Source organism: Streptomyces sp. GDS52 (genome assembly GCF_052246875.1).
Lineage (GTDB): Bacteria > Actinomycetota > Actinomycetes > Streptomycetales > Streptomycetaceae > Streptomyces > Streptomyces cathayae.
This window is the reverse complement of sequence record NZ_CM125966.1, coordinates 2,829,654-2,854,489: the sequence shown is the minus strand read 5'-3', so window position 1 is coordinate 2,854,489 and position 24,836 is coordinate 2,829,654. Positions and strand designations below refer to the sequence as shown.

16 protein-coding genes are annotated in these 24,836 nt (G+C 71.6%); 11 read left to right on the top strand and 5 right to left on the bottom strand.

The window, feature by feature from the left end:
• Positions 1 to 65: 65 nt before the first annotated feature.
• Positions 66 to 1,676: a multicopper oxidase family protein gene (locus tag ACTWJ9_RS12785; protein WP_279334392.1), complete on the bottom strand. Its 1,611-nt coding sequence runs from the start codon at positions 1,674 to 1,676 to the stop codon at positions 66 to 68.
• Positions 1,677 to 1,857: 181 nt separating this feature from the next.
• The gene (locus tag ACTWJ9_RS12780; RefSeq protein ID WP_279334391.1) at positions 1,858 to 2,538 is read right to left on the bottom strand and encodes an MOSC domain-containing protein; all 681 of its coding nucleotides are present in this window, start codon (positions 2,536 to 2,538) and stop codon (positions 1,858 to 1,860) included.
• An 80-nt stretch (positions 2,539 to 2,618) separates the two neighbouring features.
• Between ACTWJ9_RS12780 and ACTWJ9_RS12775 the strand changes: the two genes are divergently transcribed.
• Positions 2,619 to 3,515, top strand: a complete 897-nt coding sequence (locus tag ACTWJ9_RS12775; RefSeq protein ID WP_279334390.1) for a LysR family transcriptional regulator — start codon at positions 2,619 to 2,621, stop codon at positions 3,513 to 3,515.
• A gap of 188 nt (positions 3,516 to 3,703) precedes the next feature.
• Here the strand turns inward: ACTWJ9_RS12775 and ACTWJ9_RS12770 are convergent, their stop codons facing one another.
• On the bottom strand, positions 3,704 to 4,099 hold the full coding sequence (locus ACTWJ9_RS12770) for a WhiB family transcriptional regulator (RefSeq protein WP_279334389.1): 396 nt from the start codon (positions 4,097 to 4,099) through the stop codon (positions 3,704 to 3,706).
• Between the two features lie 379 nt (positions 4,100 to 4,478).
• On the opposite strand from ACTWJ9_RS12770, the gene ACTWJ9_RS12765 reads away from it, so the two are divergent.
• The 4 genes from ACTWJ9_RS12765 to ACTWJ9_RS12750 all read left to right on the top strand — a co-directional run bounded on the left by ACTWJ9_RS12765 (position 4,479) and on the right by ACTWJ9_RS12750 (position 9,388).
• A complete protein-coding gene (locus tag ACTWJ9_RS12765) occupies positions 4,479 to 5,090 on the top strand; it encodes a response regulator transcription factor (protein WP_003948568.1) in 612 nt (203 codons plus the stop codon).
• A 780-nt stretch (positions 5,091 to 5,870) separates the two neighbouring features.
• Positions 5,871 to 6,458 (top strand): sigma-70 family RNA polymerase sigma factor, encoded by a 588-nt coding sequence (locus tag ACTWJ9_RS12760; RefSeq protein ID WP_279334388.1) that lies wholly within the window; start codon positions 5,871 to 5,873, stop codon positions 6,456 to 6,458.
• A 175-nt stretch (positions 6,459 to 6,633) separates the two neighbouring features.
• Entirely contained in the window at positions 6,634 to 8,136 is a 1,503-nt protein-coding gene (guaB, locus tag ACTWJ9_RS12755) for an IMP dehydrogenase (protein WP_279334387.1), read from the top strand.
• Between the two features lie 127 nt (positions 8,137 to 8,263).
• A complete protein-coding gene (locus tag ACTWJ9_RS12750) occupies positions 8,264 to 9,388 on the top strand; it encodes a GuaB3 family IMP dehydrogenase-related protein (protein ID WP_279334386.1) in 1,125 nt (374 codons plus the stop codon).
• Between the two features lie 757 nt (positions 9,389 to 10,145).
• Here the strand turns inward: ACTWJ9_RS12750 and ACTWJ9_RS12745 are convergent.
• The gene (locus ACTWJ9_RS12745) at positions 10,146 to 11,354 is read right to left on the bottom strand and encodes a nucleotide sugar dehydrogenase (protein ID WP_387035844.1); all 1,209 of its coding nucleotides are present in this window, start codon (positions 11,352 to 11,354) and stop codon (positions 10,146 to 10,148) included.
• Between the two features lie 273 nt (positions 11,355 to 11,627).
• Between ACTWJ9_RS12745 and ACTWJ9_RS12740 the strand changes: the two genes are divergently transcribed.
• Positions 11,628 to 13,334 (top strand): glycerol-3-phosphate dehydrogenase/oxidase, encoded by a 1,707-nt coding sequence (locus ACTWJ9_RS12740; protein ID WP_279334384.1) that lies wholly within the window; start codon positions 11,628 to 11,630, stop codon positions 13,332 to 13,334.
• Between the two features lie 86 nt (positions 13,335 to 13,420).
• Here ACTWJ9_RS12740 and ACTWJ9_RS12735 read toward each other — a convergent pair whose 3' ends face one another.
• Complete coding sequence (locus tag ACTWJ9_RS12735; RefSeq protein WP_387035847.1) at positions 13,421 to 14,464, bottom strand: serine hydrolase domain-containing protein; 1,044 nt, start codon at positions 14,462 to 14,464, stop codon at positions 13,421 to 13,423.
• A 171-nt stretch (positions 14,465 to 14,635) separates the two neighbouring features.
• Between ACTWJ9_RS12735 and ACTWJ9_RS12730 the strand changes: the two genes are divergently transcribed.
• The 5 genes from ACTWJ9_RS12730 to ACTWJ9_RS12710 all read left to right on the top strand — a co-directional run bounded on the left by ACTWJ9_RS12730 (position 14,636) and on the right by ACTWJ9_RS12710 (position 24,763).
• On the top strand, positions 14,636 to 16,756 hold the full coding sequence (locus tag ACTWJ9_RS12730; RefSeq protein WP_387035849.1) for a serine/threonine-protein kinase: 2,121 nt from the start codon (positions 14,636 to 14,638) through the stop codon (positions 16,754 to 16,756).
• Between the two features lie 153 nt (positions 16,757 to 16,909).
• Positions 16,910 to 19,510, top strand: coding sequence for a protein kinase (locus ACTWJ9_RS12725; RefSeq protein WP_443295731.1), 2,601 nt, complete (start codon positions 16,910 to 16,912; stop codon positions 19,508 to 19,510).
• A 214-nt stretch (positions 19,511 to 19,724) separates the two neighbouring features.
• Positions 19,725 to 21,413, top strand: coding sequence for a serine/threonine-protein kinase (locus ACTWJ9_RS12720; RefSeq protein WP_387035920.1), 1,689 nt, complete (start codon positions 19,725 to 19,727; stop codon positions 21,411 to 21,413).
• 62 nt (positions 21,414 to 21,475) lie between these two features.
• Complete coding sequence (locus tag ACTWJ9_RS12715; protein ID WP_443295730.1) at positions 21,476 to 22,861, top strand: protein kinase domain-containing protein; 1,386 nt, start codon at positions 21,476 to 21,478, stop codon at positions 22,859 to 22,861.
• 99 nt (positions 22,862 to 22,960) lie between these two features.
• Entirely contained in the window at positions 22,961 to 24,763 is a 1,803-nt protein-coding gene (locus ACTWJ9_RS12710) for a serine/threonine-protein kinase (protein ID WP_279334379.1), read from the top strand.
• Positions 24,764 to 24,836 lie beyond the last annotated feature (73 nt).

Below are 24,836 nucleotides of genomic sequence, written 5' to 3'. Positions count from 1 at the left end.
GTTACCCGGAGTCCGGGCGTCCGCTCGGCATCGCCGCCCGACCGGTGCACTGAAGCCCGACCGGATCAGTCACCCGAGTGCCCGCCCCTTCGGGCCTGTCCGGCCCCGTGCTCCGCGTGATCCGGCGGGGTCCCCGCGGACTGGCCCTTCTCGACCACCACGAACTGGCCCATCATCCCCTCGTCCTCGTGGTACAGCAGATGGCAGTGGTACATGTAAGGGACGTCGGGATCGGCCGGCCCGGTGAAGCGCAGTGCCAGTTTCATCGTCGTGCCGTGCGGGACGAACACCGTGTCCTTCGGCCCGCGCAGCGCCGGCGGTGGTGCTGACCCGTTCACCTCCACCACGCGGAACTGCACATCGTGCACATGGAAGTTGTGCGGCATGCCGTTGGTGTTGCGTATCGTCCACAGCTCCGTCGTCCCGCGGGTGACGGTCTCGTCGATGCGGCCCATGTCCATCGACCGGCCGTTGATCCCGGACAGCTTCAGATCGAAGTGCCGCCCGCGCACCGCCTCGGCACCGTCGGGAAGCTCCGGCTCGGTGAGCGTGGCCGGCAACCGCGGCGACGGCCGCAACTGCCGGGCCGCCCGCAGCTCCAGTACGTCGAAGGAGTCGTCGCCCCCGCCGAACCGCCGCTGCCAGAAGCCGCCGTAGTTGTCCTGTGGGAAGCTCCGGAGCATCACCCGCTCACCCGCCTCGACCCGTACGACGATCTCGGCGCGCTCACCCGGTGACAGCTGTATCCGGTCCATCACCGCGGGCCGCGCCAGCAGTCCGCCGTCCGTCCCGATCAGCGAGAAGTCACGGTCGCCCGGGAAACCGAAGGCGTAGGTGCGGGCGGTGGAGGCGTTGACCAGCCGCAGCCGTATCAGTTCGTCGTGGACCTCCCGGTAGGGGCGCAGGGTGCCGTTGACCACGGTCCGGTCACCCAGGAAGCCCACGTTCTGCATCAGCCCGCGGTCGCCGGACAGCCGTGAACCGTCGAAGCGGACGTCCTGCACGACGACCGGCAGATCGTCGACGCCGTACCGCTTCGGCAGGGACAGGCGAGCGGACTCCTCGTCGTCGAGGAGGAACAGGCCGGCGAGACCACGCCTGACGTGCTCCTCGGTCTTGCCGTGTGGATGAGGGTGGTACCAGAGCGTCGCCGCCGGCTGGTCCACCGTCCAGTGCGGGGTCCAGGCGGCACCCGGGGCGATCATCTGGTGCGGGCCGCCGTCCATGCGGGCCGGCAGATGCATCCCGTGCCAGTGCACGGAGGACGCCTCGTCCAGGTCGTTGCCGACCCGTACGCGCACCTTCTCGCCGCGCTTCGCCCGAAGCGTCGGGCCGAGGTAGGAGCCGTTGAACCCCCAGGTCGTGGTCCTCCTCCCCTCCTGGAACTCCGTCTCGCCCGCCTGCATGCGCAGGTCGAAGACCCGTGTGCCGTCCCTCTCCACGGTCGACTCGGCCTGCGGAGGTATCGCCAGCGCGTTGTCGAACGGTGCCTTGCCCACCGTGCTGACCGCGGCGCCGGTCCACAGCCAGGCGAACAGGGCGCCGACGGTCACGGCGAGCGCGGTGACCAGGGAACCGAGCACGATGACAAGGCGCTTCCAGCGGAATGCGCGGCGGGTGGTGCCGGGCGGGCTCTCCCCGGCCGGCACCTCGCTCTTGGGCGTATGGCGAGACATGCTTCGAGCGTCGCGGTTCATGGTCCGCAGGACATCGGGGGCCTCCCCGGACCCGGCCCTGAGTCAACCCTCGCTCGGCATCGGGGATTTCCCCTGGAACCGGCTGAGCAAGTGCGGGAGAACCGCGCGGGCGAGTGAGGGGGGAGAAGTGGGAAGCGATGCGGCACCCCGTGGCCCTTCGTCAGGCTCCCAGGTCCGCCCCGTACTTCGTCTCGTACTGCCGAGCCTTGGCCAGTGCCTCCGGGTGCAGCGCGTCCGCCGCCGCCAGCAGGCGCGGCAGCAGCGTCCGCTCCGTGGTCACCGCCCGGAACTGCAGCGCGACCGTCACCTCGTGGTCCGGCCGGTGCACCCTCCGGATCGCGTCGCCCGCCCGGACCTCACCGGGCCGGACGACCCGCAGATAGGCACCCGGCGCGCCCCGCTGCGTGAACCGCCTCACCCAGCCCTTCTCACCCAGATGGCCCTGGAAGGTGCGGCAGGGAATGCGGCCGGAGGTGACCTCCAGCACCACCTCGGCCCCGATGCCCCAGCGCTCACCGATCAGGGCGCCGGACAGGTCGATCCCTGCCGTGGTGAGGTTCTCGCCGAACGAGCCGTTCGGCAGCGTGCGGCCCAGCACGCCCTCCCACTCGTCGAGGTCCTCGCGGGCCATCGCGTACACGGCCTGGTCGTCGCCCCCGTGGTGCCGCGTCTCGCACACCGCGTCCCCGGCCAGCCCGCTCGCGCCGACCCCCTTCGGCCCCGGCGCCGCCACCCGTACCGGCCCGTCCACCGGCTGCTTGTCGATGCCGGTCACACCCTCGGGCTGGTCCGTGTACGGCACGGCCTTGGGGCGCCCCAGGTTCACAGACAGAAGTTTCATGGGCGCACGGTAAGCGATACGGGCCAAAGCATCGAAGCGGTATTCGGCACTGTGTCAAAGGGCGGCTTATCCTTGAGGGTGTGATCGAAGCCCGTCATCTCCGTGTGCTGCGCGCCGTGGCCACCACCGGTTCGTTCTCCGCGGCGGCCCGGGAACTGGGCTGCACCCAGCCCGCCGTCAGCCAGCAGATGAAGGCGCTGGAAGGGTCCGTGGGCACGCCGCTGCTCGTCCGCACCGGGCGTGAGATGCGCATGACGCAGGCCGGAGAAGTGCTGGTGCGCCATGCGGCCGGCGTTCTCGCCGGGCTGACCGCGGCCGAGGAGGAGGTCGCCGCCATCGCAGGGTTGCGGGCGGGGCGGGTGCGGCTCGTGTCCTTCCCCAGCGGCAGTTCGACGCTCGTTCCGGCAGCCCTCGCCGCTCTGCGCGACGCCCACCCCGGCACCCGTGTCTCCCTGGAGGAGGCCGAGCCGCCCCGGTCCGTCGAGATGCTGCGCGAGGGCGACTGCGACATCGCCCTCGCTTTCCGGTACGAGGGGGCTGCGGGTGCCGAGGAGTGGCACGACCTGGTCGTGCGCCCGTTGCTCACGGACCGGCTCGTGGGACTGGTGCCCGAGCGGCACCGGCTGGCGCATGCGAAGTCCCTCGCCATAGGCGAACTCGCCGAGGAACCGTGGATCGCGGGCTGCCCGCGTTGCCGTGGTCAGCTGATCGAGGTGTGCGAGACGGCAGGCTTCACCCCGCGTATCGACTTCGCGACCGACGACTACCCCGCGGTGGCCGGCCTGGTCGGTGCGGGGCTCGGGGTGGCCGTCCTGCCCCAGCTGGCCCTCGAGTCCGTACGGCTCAGGGGGGTGCGCACGGTGGCCCTGGAGCCCGCGGTGCGGCGGGAGATCGTGGCACTGACGCTTCCCGACCTCGCCCAGGTGCCCGCGGTCGGCGCGACGCTCGACCAACTGGCACGGGCAGCCGGGCGGTAGGCCGGGCCCGGCGGGGCCGTCTGTCCGGCGGTCGTCCGGTCAGCGGTCGTCCGGCCGGCGGTTGTCCATCCATCGGCCGTCCGTCCACCGGTCGTCCGGGCCGGGCGGCTGTCCGTCGGTGGGGCGGTGGAGCGCCTCCTGCGCAAAAACGATGACACAGGTGCGCCCGATGATGCAGAAACGTTCCTTCAGTTGTTCGAAGAGGCGTGCCCGCCGGTGGCCGAGACCGATGCCGGGACCGGCGCCGATACGGCCGATGCCGCTGGTGGTGAGCCCGGCGGTGACGCCGAGGGCGACACCAGCCGGTGGCGTGCCCTGCCCATCAGCTCTTCGCGTTCGTCCTCGGTCAGTCCGCCCCACACGCCGTACGGCTCGCGTACGGCCAGTGCGTGGGCGGCGCACTCGGCGCGTACCGGGCACCTCATGCAGACCTCTTTGGCCGAGTTCTCGCGAGCACTTCGTGCCGCCCCGCGCTCGCCCTCGGGGTGGAAGAAGAGCGAACTGTCCACCCCGCGGCATGCGGCCAGGAGCTGCCAGTCCCACAGGTCCGCGTTCGGTCCTGGAAGGCGAGAGAAATCTGCCATTTCGTGACCCCTTGTAGCCATTCTGGGCGGATCCGTGTCCACGACCGTACAACTACGATCCAAGGAGATGAAAATATGACTCATTGCGAATCTAGCCTCAGACACCAGCAAATGGGAAGAAAAGGGTCCGAACGGGGCATCGGTTGTGATGAAAGTTCGAGGGTCCCCTGCGCGTGTCTCCATCGTGTCCGTCCCCTCACGTAGAGTGCCGAAGACAGCGGACGGCCCCGTAACTCTTTCGAGTGACCGTCGTTGAGAGTGCGAGGCGGTTGAAGGAACAAGCGCTCGGGCGGGTGTCCGAAGCGGTCGACCGCACAGGTGACGATTTCGTACCAGCCTGGAGGCACAAGGTGACGCGCATCAGCTGCGGAGGGCGGCCATGACTTCCGTCCTCGTCTGCGACGACTCCCCGCTTGCCCGAGAGGCGCTGCGCCGCGCGGTCGCGACCGTGCCCGGCGTCGAGCGCGTGACGACGGCCGCCAACGGCGAGGAAGTCCTCCGCCGCTGGGGTGCCGACCGCTCGGACCTGATTCTGATGGACGTACGCATGCCCGGTCTGGGGGGTGTCGAGACCGTCCGGCGGCTGCTGTCCGCCGACCCCGGTGCGCGCATCATCATGCTCACCGTCGCCGAGGACCTCGACGGGGTGGCACTCGCCGTGGCCGCCGGCGCCCGCGGCTATCTGCACAAGGACGCCTCCCGCGCGGAGTTGCGTGCGACGGTCACCCAGGCACTCGCCGACCCGACCTGGCGGCTCGCCCCGCGGCGGCTGCGCTCGGCGGAGATGGGCGCCGCGCCCACGCTCACCGCGCGTGAGATCCAGGTCCTCGAAGGCATGAGCCACGGTCGCTCCAACGCCGAGATCGGCCGCGAGCTGTTCCTCTCCGAGGACACGGTCAAGACGCACGCCCGGCGGCTCTTCAAGAAGCTCGGCGCGTCGGACCGGGCCCACGCGGTGGCGCTCGGATTCCGGTGGGGTCTGGTGCGCTAGGGCCTGTCCGGCGGAACAGGCCGCAGGAAATCGACGGCGCCCTGTCCGTGCAGGTGAGTGGGGGCTGCTGCCTCCGGCTGCAAGGCGGAGGTGGGGGTCCCCCCGGCCGGAGGCTGGGGGAGGAGTCGGTCCGGGTCTCCCCTGCTCGAGCGGAGTCGAGAGCTTGGGGAAGGAACCATGGCGACCGACGGCAACGCGGCTGGGGGTCCCCCCTGCTCGAAGAGCTTGGGGGAGGGCGTGTCGGCCCCCGCGTCCGCGGCACGACCCGCCGGACAGGCCCTGAGGCCTGTTCTCCGGATCGGTCCGGCTCCGGTGTACGACATCGAGCGGCGGCCCGCGCGTACGGGCATGCGGATGCCCCGCGCGGACCGTCCCCAGCCGGACCGCACCCGCGTGGAGCCGCACCGATGACGGGCGGCGCCACCGGTGCGGACCGCCGCCGCACCGCCGGGTGCGACCCGCGGTCCGGCGCAGCGGGCGCGCTGCTCGGCCGCCCCGGACCGATCCGGGCGACAGGTCCTGCGGCCGTCCGCTCGTGCCTCGTCGGCAGAGGCGCGGAAAGCCCGGCCCACCAGGGCGCCGAAGCCGGCCGCCGGGTGCCCTGTGCCTGTTTCGCGGCGGATGACGCATCCTTGAGGTGTGGAGTTCCTCGGGGACGAGTCGGTCGAGCGGGAGGGGAGGGCGCAGGGGATGAGTTCCGGCGCACCTGCTCATAACGCTTCGGTGCACAACAAGGGACGTGGTGCCGCGGTGCAGAGGACCGCAGGGCACCATGGACCGATGCGCGACGACGAGGCGGGCACTGCCCAAGGGGCGATCGGTGCGCTCGTCCACCGCGCTGTCGACGGGGACGAGCAGGCGACACACGATCTGCTCGCCCATGTCCACCCCCTGGCGCTGCGGTACTGCCGCACCCGCCTGTCCCGGCTCCCGGGCGACGCCCGGCACTTCGTCGAGGACCTCGCCCAGGAGGTCTGCGTGGCGGTGCTCCTCGCGCTGCCCCGCTACAGGGACACCGGCCGTCCCTTCGAGGCGTTCGTCTTCGCCATCGCCGCGCACAAGGTGGCCGACCTGCAGCGCGCGGCGATGCGCCATCCCGGTCTGACAGCCGTACCTTCCGACGAGATGCCCGAGCGCCCCGACGACTCCCTCGGCCCGGAGGAGCGCGCCCTCCTCAGCAGCGACGCCGCGTGGGCCAAGAAACTGCTGGCCAACCTGCCCGAGAACCAGCGCGAGCTGCTTCTGCTGCGCATCGCCGTGGGCCTCACTGCGGAGGAGACCGGCCAGATGTTGGGAATGTCACCCGGCGCCGTCCGGGTCGCCCAGCACCGCGCGCTGAGCCGGCTGCGAGCCCTGGCGGAGCAGTGACCACCCCCGCGGAAACCATCCGCCGCCCGGCGCGCCCTTGGGCGGTGAACGGCCACCCGGCCAATTCCGTACGAACATACGAAGACCGGGGGCGGGTGGAACCATGGAATGAGACACCCCCGGTTCCCGTTAGCATGGACATCCGCACCGATCAAGGCCATTTGGGGAAGGTGTCATGACTGCGAACGTCGACGGAGTGCCCGAAAAATTCGCGACACTCGGGCTGACCTACGACGACGTGCTGCTGCTGCCGGGTGCATCCGAGGTGCTCCCCAACGCGGTCGACACCTCGTCCCGTATCTCGCGCAACGTCCGTGTGAACACCCCGCTGCTCTCGGCGGCCATGGACAAGGTGACCGAGTCCCGCATGGCGATCGCGATGGCCCGCCAGGGCGGTGTCGGCGTCCTGCACCGCAACCTGTCCATCGCGGACCAGGCCAACCAGGTCGACCTGGTGAAGCGCTCCGAGTCCGGCATGGTCACCGACCCGATCACCATCCACCCCGACGCCACGCTCGCCGAGGCCGACGCGCTGTGCGCCAAGTTCCGCATCAGCGGCGTCCCGGTCACCGACGGCAGCAAGAAGCTGCTCGGCATCGTCACCAACCGTGACATGGCCTTCGAGACCGACCGCTCCCAGCGGGTGCGCGACATCATGACGCCGATGCCGCTGGTCACGGGCCAGGTCGGCATCTCCCGCGTGGACGCCATGGAGCTGCTGCGCCGCCACAAGATCGAGAAGCTTCCCCTGGTCGACGACGAGGGGGTCCTCAAGGGCCTCATCACGGTCAAGGACTTCGTCAAGGCGGAGCAGTACCCCCACGCGGCGAAGGACTCGGAGGGCCGCCTGATCGTCGGTGCCGCCGTGGGCGCCAGCCCCGAGGCACTCGAGCGTGCCCAGGCGCTCGCCGAGGCCGGGGTGGACTTCCTGGTCGTCGACACCTCCCACGGCCACAACAGCAACGCCCTCAGCTGGATGTCGAAGATCAAGTCGAGCGTCGGCATCGACGTGATCGGCGGCAACGTCGCCACGCGTGACGGCGCCCAGGCGCTGATCGACGCCGGTGTCGACGGAATCAAGGTGGGTGTGGGCCCCGGCTCGATCTGCACCACCCGTGTGGTCGCCGGCATCGGCGTCCCGCAGGTCACCGCCATCTACGAGGCGTCCCTCGCGGCCCGTCCGGCCGGCGTGCCGTTGATCGGCGACGGCGGTCTGCAGTACTCCGGAGACATCGGCAAGGCGCTGGCCGCCGGTGCCGACACGGTGATGCTCGGCAGCCTCCTCGCCGGTTGCGAAGAGTCACCCGGCGAGCTGCAGTTCATCAACGGCAAGCAGTACAAGTCGTACCGCGGCATGGGCTCGCTCGGCGCCATGCAGTCGCGCGGCCAGGCCAGGTCGTACTCGAAGGACCGCTACTTCCAGTCCGACGTCGCCTCCGACGACAAGCTCGTCCCCGAGGGCATCGAGGGCCAGGTGCCCTACCGCGGTCCGCTGGCCAACGTGCTGCACCAGCTCGTCGGCGGCCTGCGCCAGACCATGGGCTACGTGGGCGCCGCCACCATCGAGGAGATGGAGAGCAAGGGCCGCTTCGTACGGATCACCTCCGCGGGCCTGAAGGAGAGCCACCCGCACGACATCCAGATGACGGTCGAGGCACCGAACTACAGCCGCACGTAGGCAGCGGCCCCCGAGGGCGGCCCCGGATGGCTCCGGGGCCGCCCTCGCCGTATGTCCGGCGCGCTGACTGCCACGGCCGTCGGGGATACTGGAAGGCGCTGCAACGCATCAGGGAAAGGCCACAGACGTGACTGAGATCGAGATCGGGCGAGGCAAGCGGGGCCGCCGGGCGTACGCCTTCGACGACATCGCCGTCGTCCCCAGCCGCCGTACGCGGGACCCGAAGGAGGTCTCGATCGCCTGGCAGATCGACGCCTACCGCTTCGAGCTGCCCTTCCTGGCAGCCCCCATGGACTCGGTCGTCTCGCCGGCCACGGCGATCCGCATCGGCGAGCTCGGCGGTCTCGGTGTGCTGAACCTCGAAGGGCTGTGGACGCGGTACGAGGACCCGCAGCCGCTGCTCGACGAGATCGCCGAACTGGACGCCGAGTCGGCCACGCGCCGTTTCCAGGAGATCTACACCGCCCCCATCAAGGAGGAGCTGATCGGGCAGCGCATCAAGGAGGTGCGCGACTCCGGCGTCGTCACCGCGGCCGCGCTCTCCCCGCAGCGCACCGCCCAGTTCTCCAAGGCCGTCGTCGACGCGGGCGTGGACATCTTCGTGATCCGCGGGACGACGGTCTCCGCGGAGCACGTCTCCAGCTCGCACGAGCCGCTCAACCTGAAGCAGTTCATCTACGAACTGGACGTCCCGGTGATCGTCGGCGGCTGCGCCACCTACACCGCGGCCCTGCACCTGATGCGCACCGGCGCGGCCGGCGTCCTGGTGGGCTTCGGCGGCGGCGCCGCACACACCACCCGCAACGTGCTGGGCATCCAGGTCCCCATGGCCACCGCGGTCGCCGACGTGGCCGCCGCCCGCCGCGACTACATGGACGAGTCCGGCGGCCGGTACGTGCACGTGATCGCGGACGGCGGCGTCGGCTGGTCGGGCGACCTGCCCAAGGCGATCGCCTGCGGCGCCGACGCGGTGATGATGGGCTCCCCGCTCGCGCGCGCCACCGACGGCCCGGGCAAGGGCAACCACTGGGGCATGGAAGCGGTGAACGAGGAGCTGCCGCGTGGCATGAAGGTCGACCTCGGCACCGTCGGCACCATCGAGGAGATCCTCACCGGCCCGTCGCACACGCCCGACGGCTCGATGAACCTCTTCGGCGCCCTGCGCCGCGCCATGGCCACCACCGGGTACAGCGAGCTGAAGGAGTTCCAGCGCGTCGAGGTGACGGTGGCGGACTCGCAGCACCGGCGGTGACGTGCTGCCGCGCTCGCCTTGAGCGCGGCGGACGCCCTTGAGAGTGATGACGGGGCTCGGCCACCCCACCGGCATGTGGGGTGGCCGAGCCCCGTCGTGTGTACGGGTGGGGGAGTGGTGGTGGGGGCGCGTGGGGCGGTAGGGGGGCGTGCGGTTGCTTTCGGGGTGAATGCCGGAGGAAAGGCCGTTTCGAGTCGATAGTGTCCGTGTTCGGCGGCTCAGCTCTCGGGGTCGCCCCCTTCCAAGGACACGTTCCGGACCTCGCCCTTCGGGGCCCGGACCGATTCTGAACGGACCGCCCAACCGGGCTGACGGGCGGCCTCGTGGAAGGGGGCGTGCCCATGGGTCGCCACCGCAAGCCCACCCGCTGGGACCGTATCCGTCTGTGGACGGTGAAGTGCCGGAGGAGGTGGGTCTTGCGGATCTTTGGATGGTGAGCGGCCACCCCTAAGAGGCATAGGGGTGGACACTCCGTGATCCATCTGGGGCCTGCCGCAGTTAGCCGCTGCGGTGGGCCCCACTTTTTGTACGGTACCGGATTCGCCGGCGGCTGGTCCGGTACCGGGGAGGTGGGTCTTGCGGATCTTTGGATGGTGAGCGGCCACCCCTAAGAGGCATAGGGGTGGACACTCCGTGATCCATCTGGGGCCTGCCGCAGTCAGCCGCTGCGGTGGCCTCCACCCGAATCCCAAGGTACTCACGCAGAATGCCGCCTACCACCGGCTCCTGGAGCACGGCGGGCCCTGGGCGCCCCCTCTCACAACCGGTGCGCCGCCCCCGTCGGGGTGGCCCCGCGTGTGTCCAGCAGCAGCTGGGCCTTCACCGACAGGCCCTGCAGGTCGTAGGTGCGGTGCTGCTGGAGCAGGATCGTCAGGTCGGCGTCGGCGGCGGCCTCGTACAGGGAGTCGGCGCGCGGGAGGGGGCGGTCGAGCACGCTCCAGGACGGGACGTGCGGGTCGTGGTAGCTGACGGAGGCGCCCAGCTCCATCAGCCGCGTCGCGATCTCCTGCGCGGGGCTGCCCTGCTGGTCGGCGAGGTCGGCCTTGTAGGTGACGCCGAGGAGCAGCACGCGTGCGCCGCGGGCCGACTTGCCGTGTTCGTTGAGGAGCGCGGCGGCGCGCTGTACGACGTAGTGCGGCATCCGTCCGTTGACCTGCTGGGCGAGTTCCGCCATCCGCAGGGTGCGGCCGGTGTGGGCGGTCAGGTCCTGGGCGACGGCGTGGCCGCCGACGCCGGGGCCGGGGCGGAAGGCGTGGAAACCGAAGGGTTTGGTCTCCGCGCAGCGGATGACGTCCCACAGGTCGACGCCCAGGTCGTGGCAGAGCACGGCCATCTCGTTGACGAGGGCGGTGTTGACGTGCCGGAAGTTGGTCTCCAGCAACTGCACGGTCTCCGCTTCCCGTGGGCCGCGCGCGCGTACGACCTTGTCGGTGAGTCTCCCGTAGAACGCGGCGGCCGACTCGGTGCAGGCCGGGGTGAGCCCGCCGATGACCTGTGGGGTGTTGGCGGGGGTGAAGTCGCGGTTGCCGGGATCGACGCGGCTGGGGGAGTAGGCGAGGTGGAAGTCGCGGCCCGCGCGGAGCCCGGATCCGGATTCGAGCAGGGGGCGCAGGAGCCCCTCGGTCGTCCCGGGTGGGGCCGGCGACTCGAGGATCACCGTGGTGTGGGGACGCAGCCGCGCGGCCAGGGTGCGGGCGGCCGTCTCCACCTGGCTGAGGTCCAGCCCGCCTTCCACGCCGGGTGGGGCCGGTGCGCAGATGACCGCCGTCCGTACCCGGCCGAGTTCGACCGGGCTGGTCATCACCCGGAATCCCTGCGCGACCATGCGGCGCAGTTCGGCGGGGCTGAGGGAGGAGGCCTCCGGGCCGGTCCGGTAGCCGATGGTGGGGATACCGGCGGTGACGGCTGCCTGGGCCAGGGGCAGGCCGTACGGGCCGAGTCCGATGACGGCGAGATCTGCGGGCATGGCGTGGGCCGTCCTTCCCAGTAACCGAAGCGGGACAGGCGCGCAAGCCCTGTGGACAGAACGAGCGAGCGCAATGTCAGACTAGGAGTAAATATGACCGATTTGCTGTATTGGTCGGTCGAGTTTCGGCGAGTCGCCGCGAGGGTTGTCCACAGGCTTGGGAGTGAGCGGTGGCTGGAGTCGGGCAACCCGGCCAGAATTTGGGCATGAGGGAGGGGGACCGGGCTTCGCCCCACGGGTGCGGCCGATGCGACCGACGAGCGGGAGGCAGCGGTGAGGACAGCGACACTGGGACCGGCGGAGCGCGCCGAGTCACTCGCATCCATGGCCGAGCGTGAGCTGGACGTCCTGGTGGTGGGCGGCGGTGTGGTGGGCGCCGGCACCGCGCTCGACGCCGTGACCCGCGGTCTGTCCACGGGACTGGTCGAGGCGCGTGACTGGGCGTCGGGTACCTCCAGTCGGTCCAGCAAACTCATCCACGGCGGTCTGCGCTATCTGGAGATGCTCGACTTCGCCCTCGTGCGGGAGGCGTTGAAGGAGCGGGGCCTGCTGCTGGAGAAACTCGCCCCGCATCTGGTGAAGCCGGTGCCGTTCCTCTACCCGTTGCAGCACAGGGGCTGGGAGCGGCTGTACGCCGGGGCGGGCGTCGCGCTCTACGACACCATGTCGATGGCCCCGGGGCATGGCCGCGGGCTGCCCGTGCACCGGCATCTGAGCCGTCGTCACGCACTGCGTGTGGCCCCGTGTCTGAAGAAGGACACCCTGGTCGGGGCGTTGCAGTACTACGACGCCCAGATGGACGACGCCCGGTTCGTGGCGACCCTGGTGCGCACCGCGGCGGCGTACGGCGCGCGAGTCGCCAACCGTGCCCGGGTGACCGGGTTCCTGCGCGAGGGTGAACGGGTCGTCGGCGCCCGGGTGCGGGATGTCGAGGGCGGCGGGGAGTACGAGGTCCGTGCCAAGCAGGTCGTCAACGCCACCGGGGTGTGGACCGACGACACCCAGGCGATGGTGGGCGAGCGGGGCCAGTTCCACGTACGGGCCTCCAAGGGCATCCACCTGGTCGTCCCCAAGGACCGCATCCACTCCACGACCGGGCTCATCCTGCGCACGGAGAAGTCCGTACTGTTCGTCATCCCGTGGGGCCGGCACTGGATCGTCGGGACCACGGACACCGGCTGGGACCTGGACAAGGCGCACCCGGCCGCGTCCAGCGCGGACATCGACTATCTGCTCGAGCATGTGAACTCGGTGCTCGCGGTCCCGCTCGGCAGGGACGACGTCCAGGGCGTGTACGCCGGCCTCCGGCCCCTGCTCGCAGGGGAGTCCGACGCCACCAGCAAGCTGTCGCGGGAGCACACCGTGGCGCATCCCGTCCCCGGACTCGTCGTGGTCGCGGGCGGCAAGTACACGACGTACCGGGTGATGGCCAAGGACGCGGTGGACGAGGCCGTGCACGGTCTCGACGTACGCGTCGCCGCCTGCGTCACCGAGGACACACCGCTGGTGGGCGCCGAGGGGTACCGGGCGTTGTGGAACGCGCGGGCGCGGATCGCCGCGCGCACCGGACTGCACGTGGTGAGGGTCGAGCATCTGCTGAACCGGTACGGGACGCTGGCGGAGGAGGTCCTGGAACTGATCGCCCAGGACCCCTCGCTGGGCGAACCGCTGCAGGCGGCCGACGACTATCTGCGCGCCGAGATCACCTACGCCGCCTCGCACGAGGGGGCGCGCCACCTGGACGACGTGCTGACCCGGCGCACCCGCATATCGATCGAGACGTTCGACCGGGGTACGCGCAGCGCACGGGAGGCCGCCGAGCTGATGGCGCCGGTGCTGGGCTGGGACAAGGACCGGATCGAGCGCGAGGTACAGCACTACGAGAAGCGGGTGGAGGCCGAACGGGAGTCGCAGCGCCAGCCGGACGACCTGACGGCGGACGCGGCACGGCTGGGAGCGCCGGACATCGTTCCGATGTAGGCCGCCCGGGTCCGAAGGCTGCTTTCACTCAAATTTCACTCGAACGAGTGTCGTGAACTGGGATCTCCGTCCGGAACCCGGGCGTTCTACCAGGTGCGAGGGCAGAACTCGGCCGCGAGCACCGCGGATATGAGACCGGGATCCGCTATCGCGTCCGTGTTCACCCGGAGGGTGAGGGCATGCCCGCCGTCGGCGGTGGTTGCGGTGCGCACGTAACTGCCGGAGATGTATCCGTTGTGCCCCCACACGGTGGTGCCGCACGGAAGCTTCACGGGGAACAGGCCCATGCCGTACGAGCCGTGTGCGGCACGGGTGTCGAGCATCTCGCGCAGTTGACGCGGGGGGAGCAGTCCACCGCCGAGCAGACTCGCGTAGAAGCGGTCCAGATCGGCGAGCGTGGTCACCAGCTCGCCTGCGGCGCCGGCCACCCGCGGGTCGAGTTCGGTGACGTCGGTTCCGTCGGTGGAGTAGGCGCGGCCGTGTGGAGCGGGCAGCGAGGTGCGGGAGCCGGGAAAGGAGGTGCCCGTCAGACGCAGAGGGGAGATGATGCGCCGCTCGGCCTCGGTGGCGTACGAGTGGCCGGTGACGCGTTCGACGACCAGGCCGAGCAGGGCGTAGTTGGTGTTCGAGTAGGTGAAGCGGCCGGGGTCGGCCGGGGAGTGGGTGAGTGCGATGCGCAGTGCCTGACGTGGAGTGACGGGGACGGTGCCACCGGTGTCCTCGGCGAAGTCGTACAGGCCGCTGGTGTGGTTGAGCAGGGAACGCAGGGTCAGCGCGCGACCGTCGTTGCCCGCTCCTCGCACCAGTCCCGGAAGATGTTTCTCCACGGTGTCGGAGAGCGACAGGCGGTGCTCGTCCGCCAGTTGCAGGACGACCGTCGCGATGAACGTCTTCGTGACGCTGCCGGCGCGGAAGTGGTCGGCCCGGGTGATGCCCTCGCCGGCGGAGGCATAACGCGAGCCGGTCTCCTCCAGGGCAAGGAGGGCTGCCGCCGGGGCTCCACCCTGTGTGACCAGCAACGGGAGGAGCGCGTCCGCCGGCGGGGCCGGCAGAGTCGAGGAAGCGGTCGGGGTCAGGGCGAGCGAAGCCACGGACACAGCGATGGCCAGCAGTGTCCGAGGCGGCGGCATCCCGGTTCCCCTCTCGTCGGAGGGACATCATGCAAGGTGGCGGAACACGTCCTTCCCCCGGGTTCCGGGTGCGCCGGGTATGAGGTGTCGTCAGGGGCACCCTGGGCGTGGAGCACTTGTCGGGTGAGGGACAATGAAGTCTCTGTCAGGGCGGGTTGCATGAGGGGACGCATGTCGGAGCCGGAGCGGGCGGGGACACCCCGTCAGGACGAGAGCGCACGTCTCCTCGCCGGGCGGTACCGGCTGGGAGATGTGCTCGGCCGCGGCGGCATGGGGACGGTGTGGCGAGCCGTGGACGAGACCCTGGGCCGGACGGTCGCCGTCAAGGAACTCCGGTTCCCGTCGAGCATCGACGAGGAGGAGAAGCGGCGGCTGATCACACGGACGCTGCGCGAGGCCAAGGCGATCGCTCGAATCCGCAACAACAATGCCGTGACGGTCTTCGACGTGGTCCAGGAGGACGACCGGCCCTGGATCGTGATGGAGCTCGTGGAGGGCAAGTCGCTCGCCGAAGCCATCCGGGAGGACGGCCTGCTGGAGCCCCGGCGTGCCGCCGAGGTCGGGCTCGCGGTGCTCGACGTGCTGCGCTCCGCGCACCGGGAGGGCATTCTGCACCGGGACGTGAAGCCGTCGAACGTGCTGATCGCCGAGGACGGCCGGGTCGTGCTCACCGACTTCGGTATCGCCCAGGTCGAGGGTGACCCGTCCATCACCTCGACCGGCATGCTCGTCGGCGCCCCCTCCTACATCTCCCCGGAGCGGGCCCGCGGGCACAAGCCGGGGCCGGCGGCCGACCTCTGGTCGCTCGGCGGGCTGCTGTACGCGGCGGTGGAGGGTACGCCGCCGTACGACAAGGGTTCCGCGATCGCGACGCTCACGGCGGTGATGACCGAGCCGCTCGAGGAGCCCAGGAACGCGGGACCGCTCAGGGACGTCATCTACGGGCTGCTCAACAAGGACCCCGCCCAGCGGCTCGACGACACCCGCGCGCGGGCCATGCTGAGCGCGGTGATCCACGCACCCGGGGGCAAGCGGAGCGACCCGGAACCTGCGGACGCGACGAAGGTCGTGCCGCTGCCCGAACAGCCCGATGGGCGTGCCGGTGGCGGAAGCAGGCGGGGCGAGGAGGCCGGGGAGCGACTGCGCGGTGCGATGCGTTCCGTGCGGAAAGCGGCGGTGGCCGCCGGCTCGGCCGGCGCCGCGGCGACGACACGCGCCAAGTCCGGCGGTGGCGTCGGAAGTTCGGCGGCCGGCACGACATCCGGTGCGGCGGCCGGAACCCGGGCCGAGGGGAGGCCGGCTGTGGGGTCCCCCTCGGGGTCCGGGCCGGCCTCGGCCTCGACACCGGGTTCACCCCGTGGCTCCGGTGCGGGCTCGGGTCCGACGCCGCACCCGGCACCCGGCAAGGCGTCGAACCAGGCTCCCGGCGGGCGGAGTTCGGGATGGCCCGTGATGACGCCGCCGGATCTGCCGGCGAGGTCCGCGCCGAAGGCGTCGCTCACCGACGTGGTGCCGCGGCGGACGCTGGTCGTCATCGCGGCGGTCGTGGTGCTCGCCGTGCTCGGTACCGTGCTGGCCATCGTGCTCAGCGGTGATGGCGACGAGAACGGCGCGGGGGCGAAGGGCGGCGGCGCGGACAAGGTCGCCTCCAGCCAGGCACCCGGCGCCGACACCAAGAACGCCGAGGGCACCGGGGCCGAGACCGGCACCAAGAACGCCGAGGACGAAACCGGTACCGATGGTGCGGCGAACGAGTCGGTGGACCCGAAAACCGGCGCGGGAGGGGAACCGGAGTCCGGCGACGCCGGTTCGGAGGAGAGCGAGGCCGACGACGCGGCCGGGGACGGGGACGGCGCCTCGGCGGTGAAGGCGACGCACAACGGGAGCCAGGGCTACTCGATCGGACTGCCCGAGGGCTGGCAGTACCGGTCGACGGACGGGGCCGGCGACCGCTTCACCGGGCCCGACGGACAGCGGTTGCTCGTCGCCTGGACGTCCACGCCGCAGGGCGACCCGGTGGCCGACTGGAAGAGGCAGGAACGCGGCATGGTGCGTCCGCAGTACGAGAGGATCCGCATAGAGGCGGTGGACTACCGGGGGTGGAACACCGCCGACTGGGAGTTCACCTCCATGGACGGGGGGACGAAGTACCGGACCATAGACCGGGGCTTCGTCGTCGACGGCCGGTACGGGTACGCGCTGATGTACTCGGCGAAGGCCGCCGACTGGGACGGTGAGCAGCGCAAGGGGACGTGGCAGGTGCTGACGCAGTCCTTCGAGCCCAAGTCCTGAGCATGGACGCCCGCTTGATTGGGGAGTGAGATCTGGCATCCCCTCACTGCGGGTTGCCTCCGGCACGTATCGTGAGTGTTCGCAGACCGTACGCAGCCGGAACGGGCCGCCGGGCGAGCGGAACCGACCGACCATATCGCCGGGGGAGGCACAGTGGACGAATACGCGGGACGAGTTCTCGCCGATCGCTACCGCCTGCCGCTGCCTCCCTCCGACGAGTACGAACTGACCGAGACCCGCGCCTTCGACACCTACAGCGGGCAGGAAGTCCTGGTCAGGCAGGTGCCGTTGCCGGAGGTCGTCGAGGCCGAGGTGCTCGACGCGGAGGGGCTGCCCGACGGTTTCACGGCGCGTGACGGAAGCGTCCGGCGGGCCGCCGGACGTACCGGCGACCGCGCGGGTGTGCGGCGGCCCACCGACCCCGTGGCGCGGCGCGCGGTCGAGGCCGCGCAGGCCGCGGCGGCCATCCCCGACCATCCGCGGCTGGACCAGGTCTTCGACGTGTTCGCGGAGGGCGGTTCCCTGTGGATCGTCAGCGAACTGGTGTCCGCCCGACCGTTGGCGGCGCTGCTGGCCGAGCAGCCGCTGACTCCGTACCGGGCGGCCGAGGTCGCCTCGGACGTCCTGATGGCGGTGCGGGTCCTGCACGCCCACGGCTGGGTGCACCGGAACATCACCCCGCGCACGGTGCTGGTCTGCGACGACGGCCGGGTGATGCTCACCGGTCTCGCCGTCGGCGCGGCGGAGGAGGCGCTGTGCGGGTACGACCCGGTGCCTGCCGAGGATCCCCTCGTCGCGTCCCCTCCCGCTTCGGGTGCTCCCGTTTCGGGCACGGAGGTTCCGGATGCCGTCGTTCCGAACGCCGGGGTGCCGGGGGCGGGGGAGCTCGGGGAGCTGGGACCGGTGGCGCCCACGGGTACAGGCGCGGGCAGGGGCGCTTCGGCTCCGCAGCGCACCCCGTCGTGGCCCCCTGGCTTCACGGCCGAGCCGGACCCGAACCCCGACGCCGCACGGCGGGCCGCCATCGAGGCGCGGGCCGGCCGATTGCCCGGTGACGGGACGGCGAACCCGGCCAACGGCACCTCCGCCGCGGCGGCCCCACGGCCCGTCGACAGCGCCGGGGAGGTCAGGGCCGCACGCGCGGGGGCGATCGCCGCGTACCGGGCGGGCACCCGCGCCGCCGCCCGGGTGCAGGAGGCACAGCAGACCGGTGCGGTCCCGCCGGGGCAGATAGCCGACCCCTACGGCGTGGGAACCACCGGCAGGCCCTCCCCCAAGCTCTTCGAGCAGGGGGGACCCCCAGCCGCGTTGCCGCCCGGCGGTTCCACGTCAGCACCCGCGCTCAGCCCGGCGACCGGCCCGGCGACCGCCCCCGCGACCGATGCGGCGGATTCGGGAGGCTTCGCCCCGTCCGGCGGGGCCGCCCCGCCCGCCCGCTGGGACGATCCGGCGGCCCACGCGCCCGCGCGCCGGGCCCCCACCACCGCGCTGGCCGCCGAGCGGGCACGGCAGGCGCGGATGGCCGTCGTCGGCCCCGTGACGGAGCGGTGGGCGCCGGAGCAGGCCGGGCCCGTGCACGAGAACTGGCAGCTGGCCGCGCCCATCGGCCCCGCGACCGATCTGTGGGCGCTGGGCGCGCTCCTGTTCCGGGCCGTGCAGGGCCACGCGCCCTACCCGGAGGAGTCGACGGCCGAACTGGTGCAGATGGTGTGCGCCGAACCCCCCGCGTTCGCCGAGGAGTGCGGACCGCTCAGGCCGGTCGTGGAGTCGCTGCTGCGTCAGGACCCCACCGAGCGGCTGGACTTCGAGGAGTTGCGCGGCTGGCTGCGCTCACTGGTGCGGTCGGCGCCCGAGCCGGAGGCCGGCGTACACGTCATAGCGGCACCGCCGGTCGACACCAGCCGGCTGCCCGTCGTGCGCCGCCGGGGCGAGCTGGTGCGCAGACGCCGCGCCGCGCTGCCCGCGCACCACGGACGGCACAAGCGGGCCAAACAGGAGTCGGGGTCCCCGCGCCGGCTGGGCCGCACCCTGCTCCTGCTGGTGCTGTTCGCCATGGCCGCGGCGATCGCGTACGCCGTCCTGTTCATGCCGAAGGCCGGAGAGGGGACCGGGGGCGCGGCCGACCGTACCGGTGCCGCCGGAGAGGTCGGCGGGGCGTCTCCGTCGCGGGAGGCCGGGGGAGCGCCGGGCGCCGACGACTCCTCGGCGAAACCGGACGACCCGAAGAGCCCGAAGAGCCCGGAGGGCGGCGCCGAGGAGTCGGCCGGGTCGAACGAGACGCAGACCACCGGCCCCGACGCCGCCAAGGGCTTCACCCTGCGCAAGGATCCGGAGGGCTTCCGGGTCGCCGTCGCCGAGGGATGGCAGCGCACCGGGAAGAACGGCAGCGGCCAGGTCGTCTACTCCAGCGGCGACTTCGAGCTGATCGTCGTACCGGGCCGGGACAGTGCCTCGCAGTACGGCGACGACCCGATGGCCTACCAGCGGGACGACGAGCGTGAGCTCCAGCCGTACCGCGACTCCAGCTGGGCCACGTCCACCGGGCTGAAGACCATCGAGGTGGGCGGACGGAGCATGGCCGAGGGACAGTTCACCTGGACCGGCGGCGACGGGGGCGAGCTGTACGTCCGTAACCTCGCGGCGTTGATCGACGGCCGGTACCACGTCGTGCAGGTGCGGGGCCCGGAGGGCGAACGGGACGAGGTGAGCCGGCTGTTCGAGCAGGCGTCGACGACATACCGGTTCACCGGCTGACCGGAGAAGCGGCGGGGAAGCGGAAGGGAAGCGGCGGGGAAGCGGAAGGGAGGAGCCCGAGGGGCGTACGCCTCCGCAGGCACTTTGGTTGCTTTCCGTCCCGTACAGCGACAACCATCACAGTGCGGTCTCCATGGCCCCTCTTCGGTTCCCAGGGCCGACCCGGGTACCTACCCTGAGGTTGTCAAGACCATTGCGGGGCAAGGTGAATGAGATACAGGGGCAGCTCGTCGCGGGCCGCTACCGGCTGGGTGAAGCCATCGGCAGCGGTGGCATGGGCCGGGTGTGGCACGCGCATGACGAGGTGCTGCACCGATCCGTCGCGGTCAAGGAGCTGACCGCCGCTCTCTACGTCCCCGAGAGCGAGCAGGCCAGGCTGCTGGCGCGCACCCGCGCCGAGGCGCGCGCGGCGGCACGGATCAACCACTCCGCGGTCGTCACGGTGCACGACGTACTGGAGCACGACGGCCGCCCCTGGATCGTCATGGAGCTGGTCGAAGGCCACTCGCTCGCCGACGCCGTCAACGAGCGGGAGCGTGTCGAGCCCCGCGAGGCGGCACGGATCGGTCTGTGGGTGCTGCGCGCCCTGCGGGCCGCGCACGCCGCCGGTGTGGTGCACCGTGACGTCAAGCCCGGCAACGTGCTCCTCGGCGGCGACGGGCGCGTGCTGCTCACCGACTTCGGCATCGCGCAGATAGAGGGTGACACGGCGATCACCCGGACCGGAGAGGTCGTCGGCTCGGTCGACTATCTCGCACCCGAGCGCATCCGCGGCCAGGATCCCGGCCCCTCCTCCGACCTCTGGGCGCTCGGTGCCACGCTGTACACGGCGGTGGAGGGCAGATCGCCGTTCCGCCGGACATCCCCGCTGACCACCATGCAGGCGGTCGTCGAGGAGGAGGCCGGTGAACCTCGGTACGCCGGCCCGCTCGCGCCCGTCATCAGCGCGCTCCTGCGCAAGGATCCGGCCATGCGGCCCGACGCGGCGGAGACCGAGCAGATGCTCGCCGAGGCCGCGGAGGGGCGTCGGCCGAACTCGGCGCAGATGTACGTGCCGACGCAGGTCGTCGACGTACCCGCGCCCGTATCCGCTCCCGCTCCCGCCCCTGTGCCGACGCCGTCGCCCTCGCCGTACGGGCCCGGGGTCGGTGTGGGTGCCACGGCCGTTCAACCGCCTTCCGCGGACGTGGCCGCCGGGACCGGGCGGCGCGGACGCTCGCGCCTGATCGCCCTGGTCGTGGTCCTGGCCGCACTCGTCGGCGGGAGCGCCGCGGCGCTGCTCCACGAGGGCGAGGGCGACGCACGGGGCGGTGGCGGTACCTCGGCGGCACCTTTCGACACGACCAGACCCAAGCCCGCCCCCGACACGACCGGTGGCACGGGTGACGACACCGAGCAGACGGGACGGCAGAGGGACGAGCAGACGGACGACCTGCCGGAGGGCTGGGTGCGCCGCACCGATCCCTTCGGCTTCAGCGTCGTCCTGCCCGGTGAGGACTGGGAGCGGGTCGTCTTCGACGAGGAGACCCGCCAGGTCGACTACACGCCCGACGGCGGCAAGCACTTCATCCGCATCGCCGCCGACGACTCCCCCGACTTCGACGACCCGTACGAGCACCTGAGAGACCTGGACCAGCAGATAGGGCAGCGGCTGGTCGACTACCGGCAGGTGGGTCTGGAGCGCCGCGTCTACCGCGACCGCAAGAGCGCGCGACTCGAGTACATCTGGACCGCGCTGCCCAAGGACACGAAGTTCCCGGGGCCGTACCGGGCCGTCGACCAGATGTACCTCTCGCGCGACGGGGTCGAGTACGCGCTCTACATGGCGGCCCCGGCCGAGGACTGGGCCACCACGAGCAAGCAGTTCGAAACGATCCTGCAGGGATGGCGCGAACCTCAGTAGCGGGCAGGCTTGGCCGAATAGACCCACCGGAGGGGACACATCCGGTGGGGCATGATGGGCCCATGGGGACCGAGGGGGAGCCCGGAGACGGGGCGGCACGGAACAACGCCCGTGTCATAGCGGGCCGTTACCGGCTGGCGGAGAGGCTCGGCCGCGGCGGCATGAGCGTGGTGTGGCGGGCGACCGACCAGTTACTCGGGCGTGACGTCGCCGTCAAGGAACTCCCCCTCGACGAGACGCTCTCCGCGGCGGAGGCCCGGCGGCAGCGGGACCGTACGCTCCGTGAGGCACGCGCGCTCGCCCAGTTGAGCCACCCGCACATCATCATCGTCCACGATGTCGTCGAGGACGACGAACGCCCGTACATCGTGCTGGAGTTGATCGACGGCGGATCGCTGGCCGACCGTATCGCCACGCGGGGCCCGGTCGATGCCGCGGAGGCCGCGCGCATCGGCATCGATCTGCTCGGCGCGCTGCGCGGCGCCCACGCGGCGGGTGTCCTGCACCGCGACCTCAAACCCGCGAACGTGCTGCTGGAGCGCGGCACCGACCGGGTCGTCCTCACCGACTTCGGGATCGCGCAGGTGGCGGGGGCCACCACGCTCACCGAGTCCGGTTCCTTCGTCGGCTCGCCCGAGTACACCGCCCCCGAGCGGATGTCCGGGGCCAGGACCGGCCCCGAGTCCGACCTGTGGTCGCTCGGCGCCCTGCTGTGCACGGTGCTCAGCGGTGAGTCGCCGTTCCGCCGGGACTCGATCGGCGGGGTCGTGCACGCGGTCGTGACCGACGAGATACGGCCGCCCGCGCAGGCCGGGCCGATCCTGCCCGTCGTACGGGGCCTGCTGGAGCGCGACCCCGACCGGCGGCTGGACGCGGACCGGGCCGAGCGGATGCTGCGGGCCTTCCGCGAGACGGGCCGCACACCGGAGTACCCGCCCCTCGGATACGCCGTGGCGACGGAGACCGAGGGACGGGCGGCCGGCAGGGCGGGGACGGCCGGAGGAAGCGGGGCCGGGAGAGGGGCTGTCGGAGGAGGAGTCGGGCGGTGGCGCCCGGCCGACGGCCTCGCCGGGGAACACCCGGTCCGGCAGCCCACGCGGAGCGTGCTCGTGGCCGCGCTGGCCGTCGCCGCGATGGCGGGCGCCGGGGTGTCCGCGGCGGCGCTGCTCCTGGACCATGACGGTGACGGGGGCGGAAGCGGAGGCGGCGGTACGCCGTCCAGCACGGGACCGCGGACACCCGCGAGCCAGTCTCCGGAGCCCCGGCCGTCCGATACACCACGCCCGTCCCGCACGGGTCGCCCGTCGGCCACGCCGTCTCCCACAGCGGTGCCTCCCACGACCGTCCCCACGGCTCCCGGCGCGTCCGTCACGTCCGGCACGCCGTCCGACATACCGCCCGACACGCCCTCCGGTGTGACGTCCGGCGCGACGTCACCGGCCGCATAGCGGCGTAAACCGGAGATAAGCCGCCGGCAGGGTCACGGGTCTGTGACCGGACGCTGTTCGAAGTGGCTCCGTGAGGGGTTGGCGCGATATGGATGGAGCATGAGCAGCCACGGGGGAGCCCGCCAGGGTGGGGTAGACGAGCCGACGAGTTTTGATCTGCAACCGCCGACCCCGCACCCGGACCGGGTTCCGAACCCGGCCGCGCCCATGCCGCATCCCGGCAACCCGTACGCGTCCCCCACACAGATGGTGCCGCCGCAGGCGCACACCCGACGGGAACCGCCGCAGCCGCCCCACTCACCGCCGCCCTCCTCGCAGCCGTCGCGGGAGCCCGGCGTCGGTCGGCTCATCGCCGGTCGTTACCGGCTGCTCTCCAAGCTCGGGCACGGCGGCATGGGCACGGTGTGGCGGGCCGCGGACGAGACGGTGGACCGCGAGGTCGCCGTCAAGGAGCCCCGCGTCCCGGACCACCTTCCCGAACGCGAACGCGCCAACGCCTTCGAACGAATGCGCCGCGAGGCCCGGGCCGCGGCCCGGCTCGACCACCCGGCGGTGGTCAACGTCCATGACGTCGCGGTCGTGGACGGACAGCCGTGGATCGTGATGGAACTGGTCCAGGGCCGCTCGCTGGGCGCCGTACTGCAGGAGGAGGGCACCCTCTCCGCGCGCGAGGCGGCCAGGGTCGGCCTGGAGGTGCTCGGCGCGCTGGAGGCCGCGCACGCGGCCGGCATCCTGCACCGGGACGTGAAACCGGACAACGTGCTGCTCGGCCGGCACGACCGGGTCGTCCTCACCGACTTCGGCATCGCCCAGATCGAGGGCGAGACCAACCTGACCGACACCGGCGGCTTCGTCGGTTCGCCCGAGTACATCGCGCCGGAGCGGGTGCTGGGCCAGCGCCCCGGCCCCGCCTCCGACCTGTGGTCCCTCGGTGTCGTGCTGTACGCGGCCACGGAGGGGGTCTCGCCGTTCCGGCGCAGCAACACGCCCGCGACCCTCCAGTCCATCCTGCATGCCGCGCCCGCGCCGCCGGCCGTAGCGCAGGGGCCGCTGGCCGAGGTCATCACCGGACTGCTGCAGAAGGACCCGGTGCACCGCCCGAACGCCGCGCAGGTCCGGGCGCTGCTGGAAACCGTCGCCAACCCGCCCGCGCCGCCGCCCACGCAGGTCGTCCACTCCCCGGGACTCGGCGACGGGTCCGGGGTCGGTTCCGGGCCCGGCGGCAAGGGTGGTGTCCGCATCGGTTACCGGACGCTGGCCGGTCTGGGGGCGGCGGTCGTCGCCGGAGCGGTGGCCGCGTACCTGGTGATCGCGGACCCCTTCGCGGGGCCGCTGCCGGACGGCTGGGAGATCCACGAGGAGAAGGACGTCGCGGCGTCCGTGCCGGTGCCGAAGGGCTATCAGCGAACCGTGCCCGACCGGGAGAAGGACAAGGACCACTGGGTCAGGTACACGGACCACAGCGGCAGCATCTGGGTCGGCCTGACACTCGATCGGAAGGCCGAGGATACCGGCAACACCATCGAGGGCTCCGCCGACGCCGAGATGTACGACGACGACAAGCGCTTCAAGGAGACCGGCAACTACTCCCTCGACATGCCGGCGAACCCGAAGACCCACCCGAAGCCCAACCTCACCCACAAGGGGAGGAAGGCCGCGGAGAACACCGTCGTCTACACCACGGACGACAGCCAGAACCCCCGTCCGCGCGAGATGCGGATCTTCTACTACAGGACCTCCGCCGAGGACATGTACAAGCTCACCATCAGCTACCCGGGCAAGGGCGACTTCACGGAGCGCGGGCGTGAGGTGGCCCGGACCGTGATCGACAACCTGGACATCGAGGAGTCCGCCGAGGGATCCGCCAAGGAGTCCGCCGAGGAGCCGGTCGACGCACCCTGAACCGATCAACGCCCTGATCAGCGGGTTTGTTGCCAGCGTTCACTGGCAGGGTGTGTGAGCGGTCCGTGAATCT

Coding starts and splice junctions, on each gene's coding strand:
- ACTWJ9_RS12785 (WP_279334392.1), bottom strand. CDS start 1,676: ATGTCTCGCCATACGCCCAAGAGCGAGGTGCCGGCCGGGGAGAGCCCG.
- ACTWJ9_RS12780 (WP_279334391.1), bottom strand. CDS start 2,538: ATGAAACTTCTGTCTGTGAACCTGGGGCGCCCCAAGGCCGTGCCGTAC.
- ACTWJ9_RS12770 (WP_279334389.1), bottom strand. CDS start 4,099: ATGGCAGATTTCTCTCGCCTTCCAGGACCGAACGCGGACCTGTGGGAC.
- ACTWJ9_RS12765 (WP_003948568.1), top strand. CDS start 4,479: ATGACTTCCGTCCTCGTCTGCGACGACTCCCCGCTTGCCCGAGAGGCG.
- ACTWJ9_RS12760 (WP_279334388.1), top strand. CDS start 5,871: ATGCGCGACGACGAGGCGGGCACTGCCCAAGGGGCGATCGGTGCGCTC.
- guaB (WP_279334387.1), top strand. CDS start 6,634: ATGACTGCGAACGTCGACGGAGTGCCCGAAAAATTCGCGACACTCGGG.
- ACTWJ9_RS12745 (WP_387035844.1), bottom strand. CDS start 11,354: ATGCCCGCAGATCTCGCCGTCATCGGACTCGGCCCGTACGGCCTGCCC.
- ACTWJ9_RS12735 (WP_387035847.1), bottom strand. CDS start 14,464: ATGCCGCCGCCTCGGACACTGCTGGCCATCGCTGTGTCCGTGGCTTCG.
- ACTWJ9_RS12730 (WP_387035849.1), top strand. CDS start 14,636: ATGTCGGAGCCGGAGCGGGCGGGGACACCCCGTCAGGACGAGAGCGCA.
- ACTWJ9_RS12715 (WP_443295730.1), top strand. CDS start 21,476: ATGGGGACCGAGGGGGAGCCCGGAGACGGGGCGGCACGGAACAACGCC.
- ACTWJ9_RS12710 (WP_279334379.1), top strand. CDS start 22,961: ATGAGCAGCCACGGGGGAGCCCGCCAGGGTGGGGTAGACGAGCCGACG.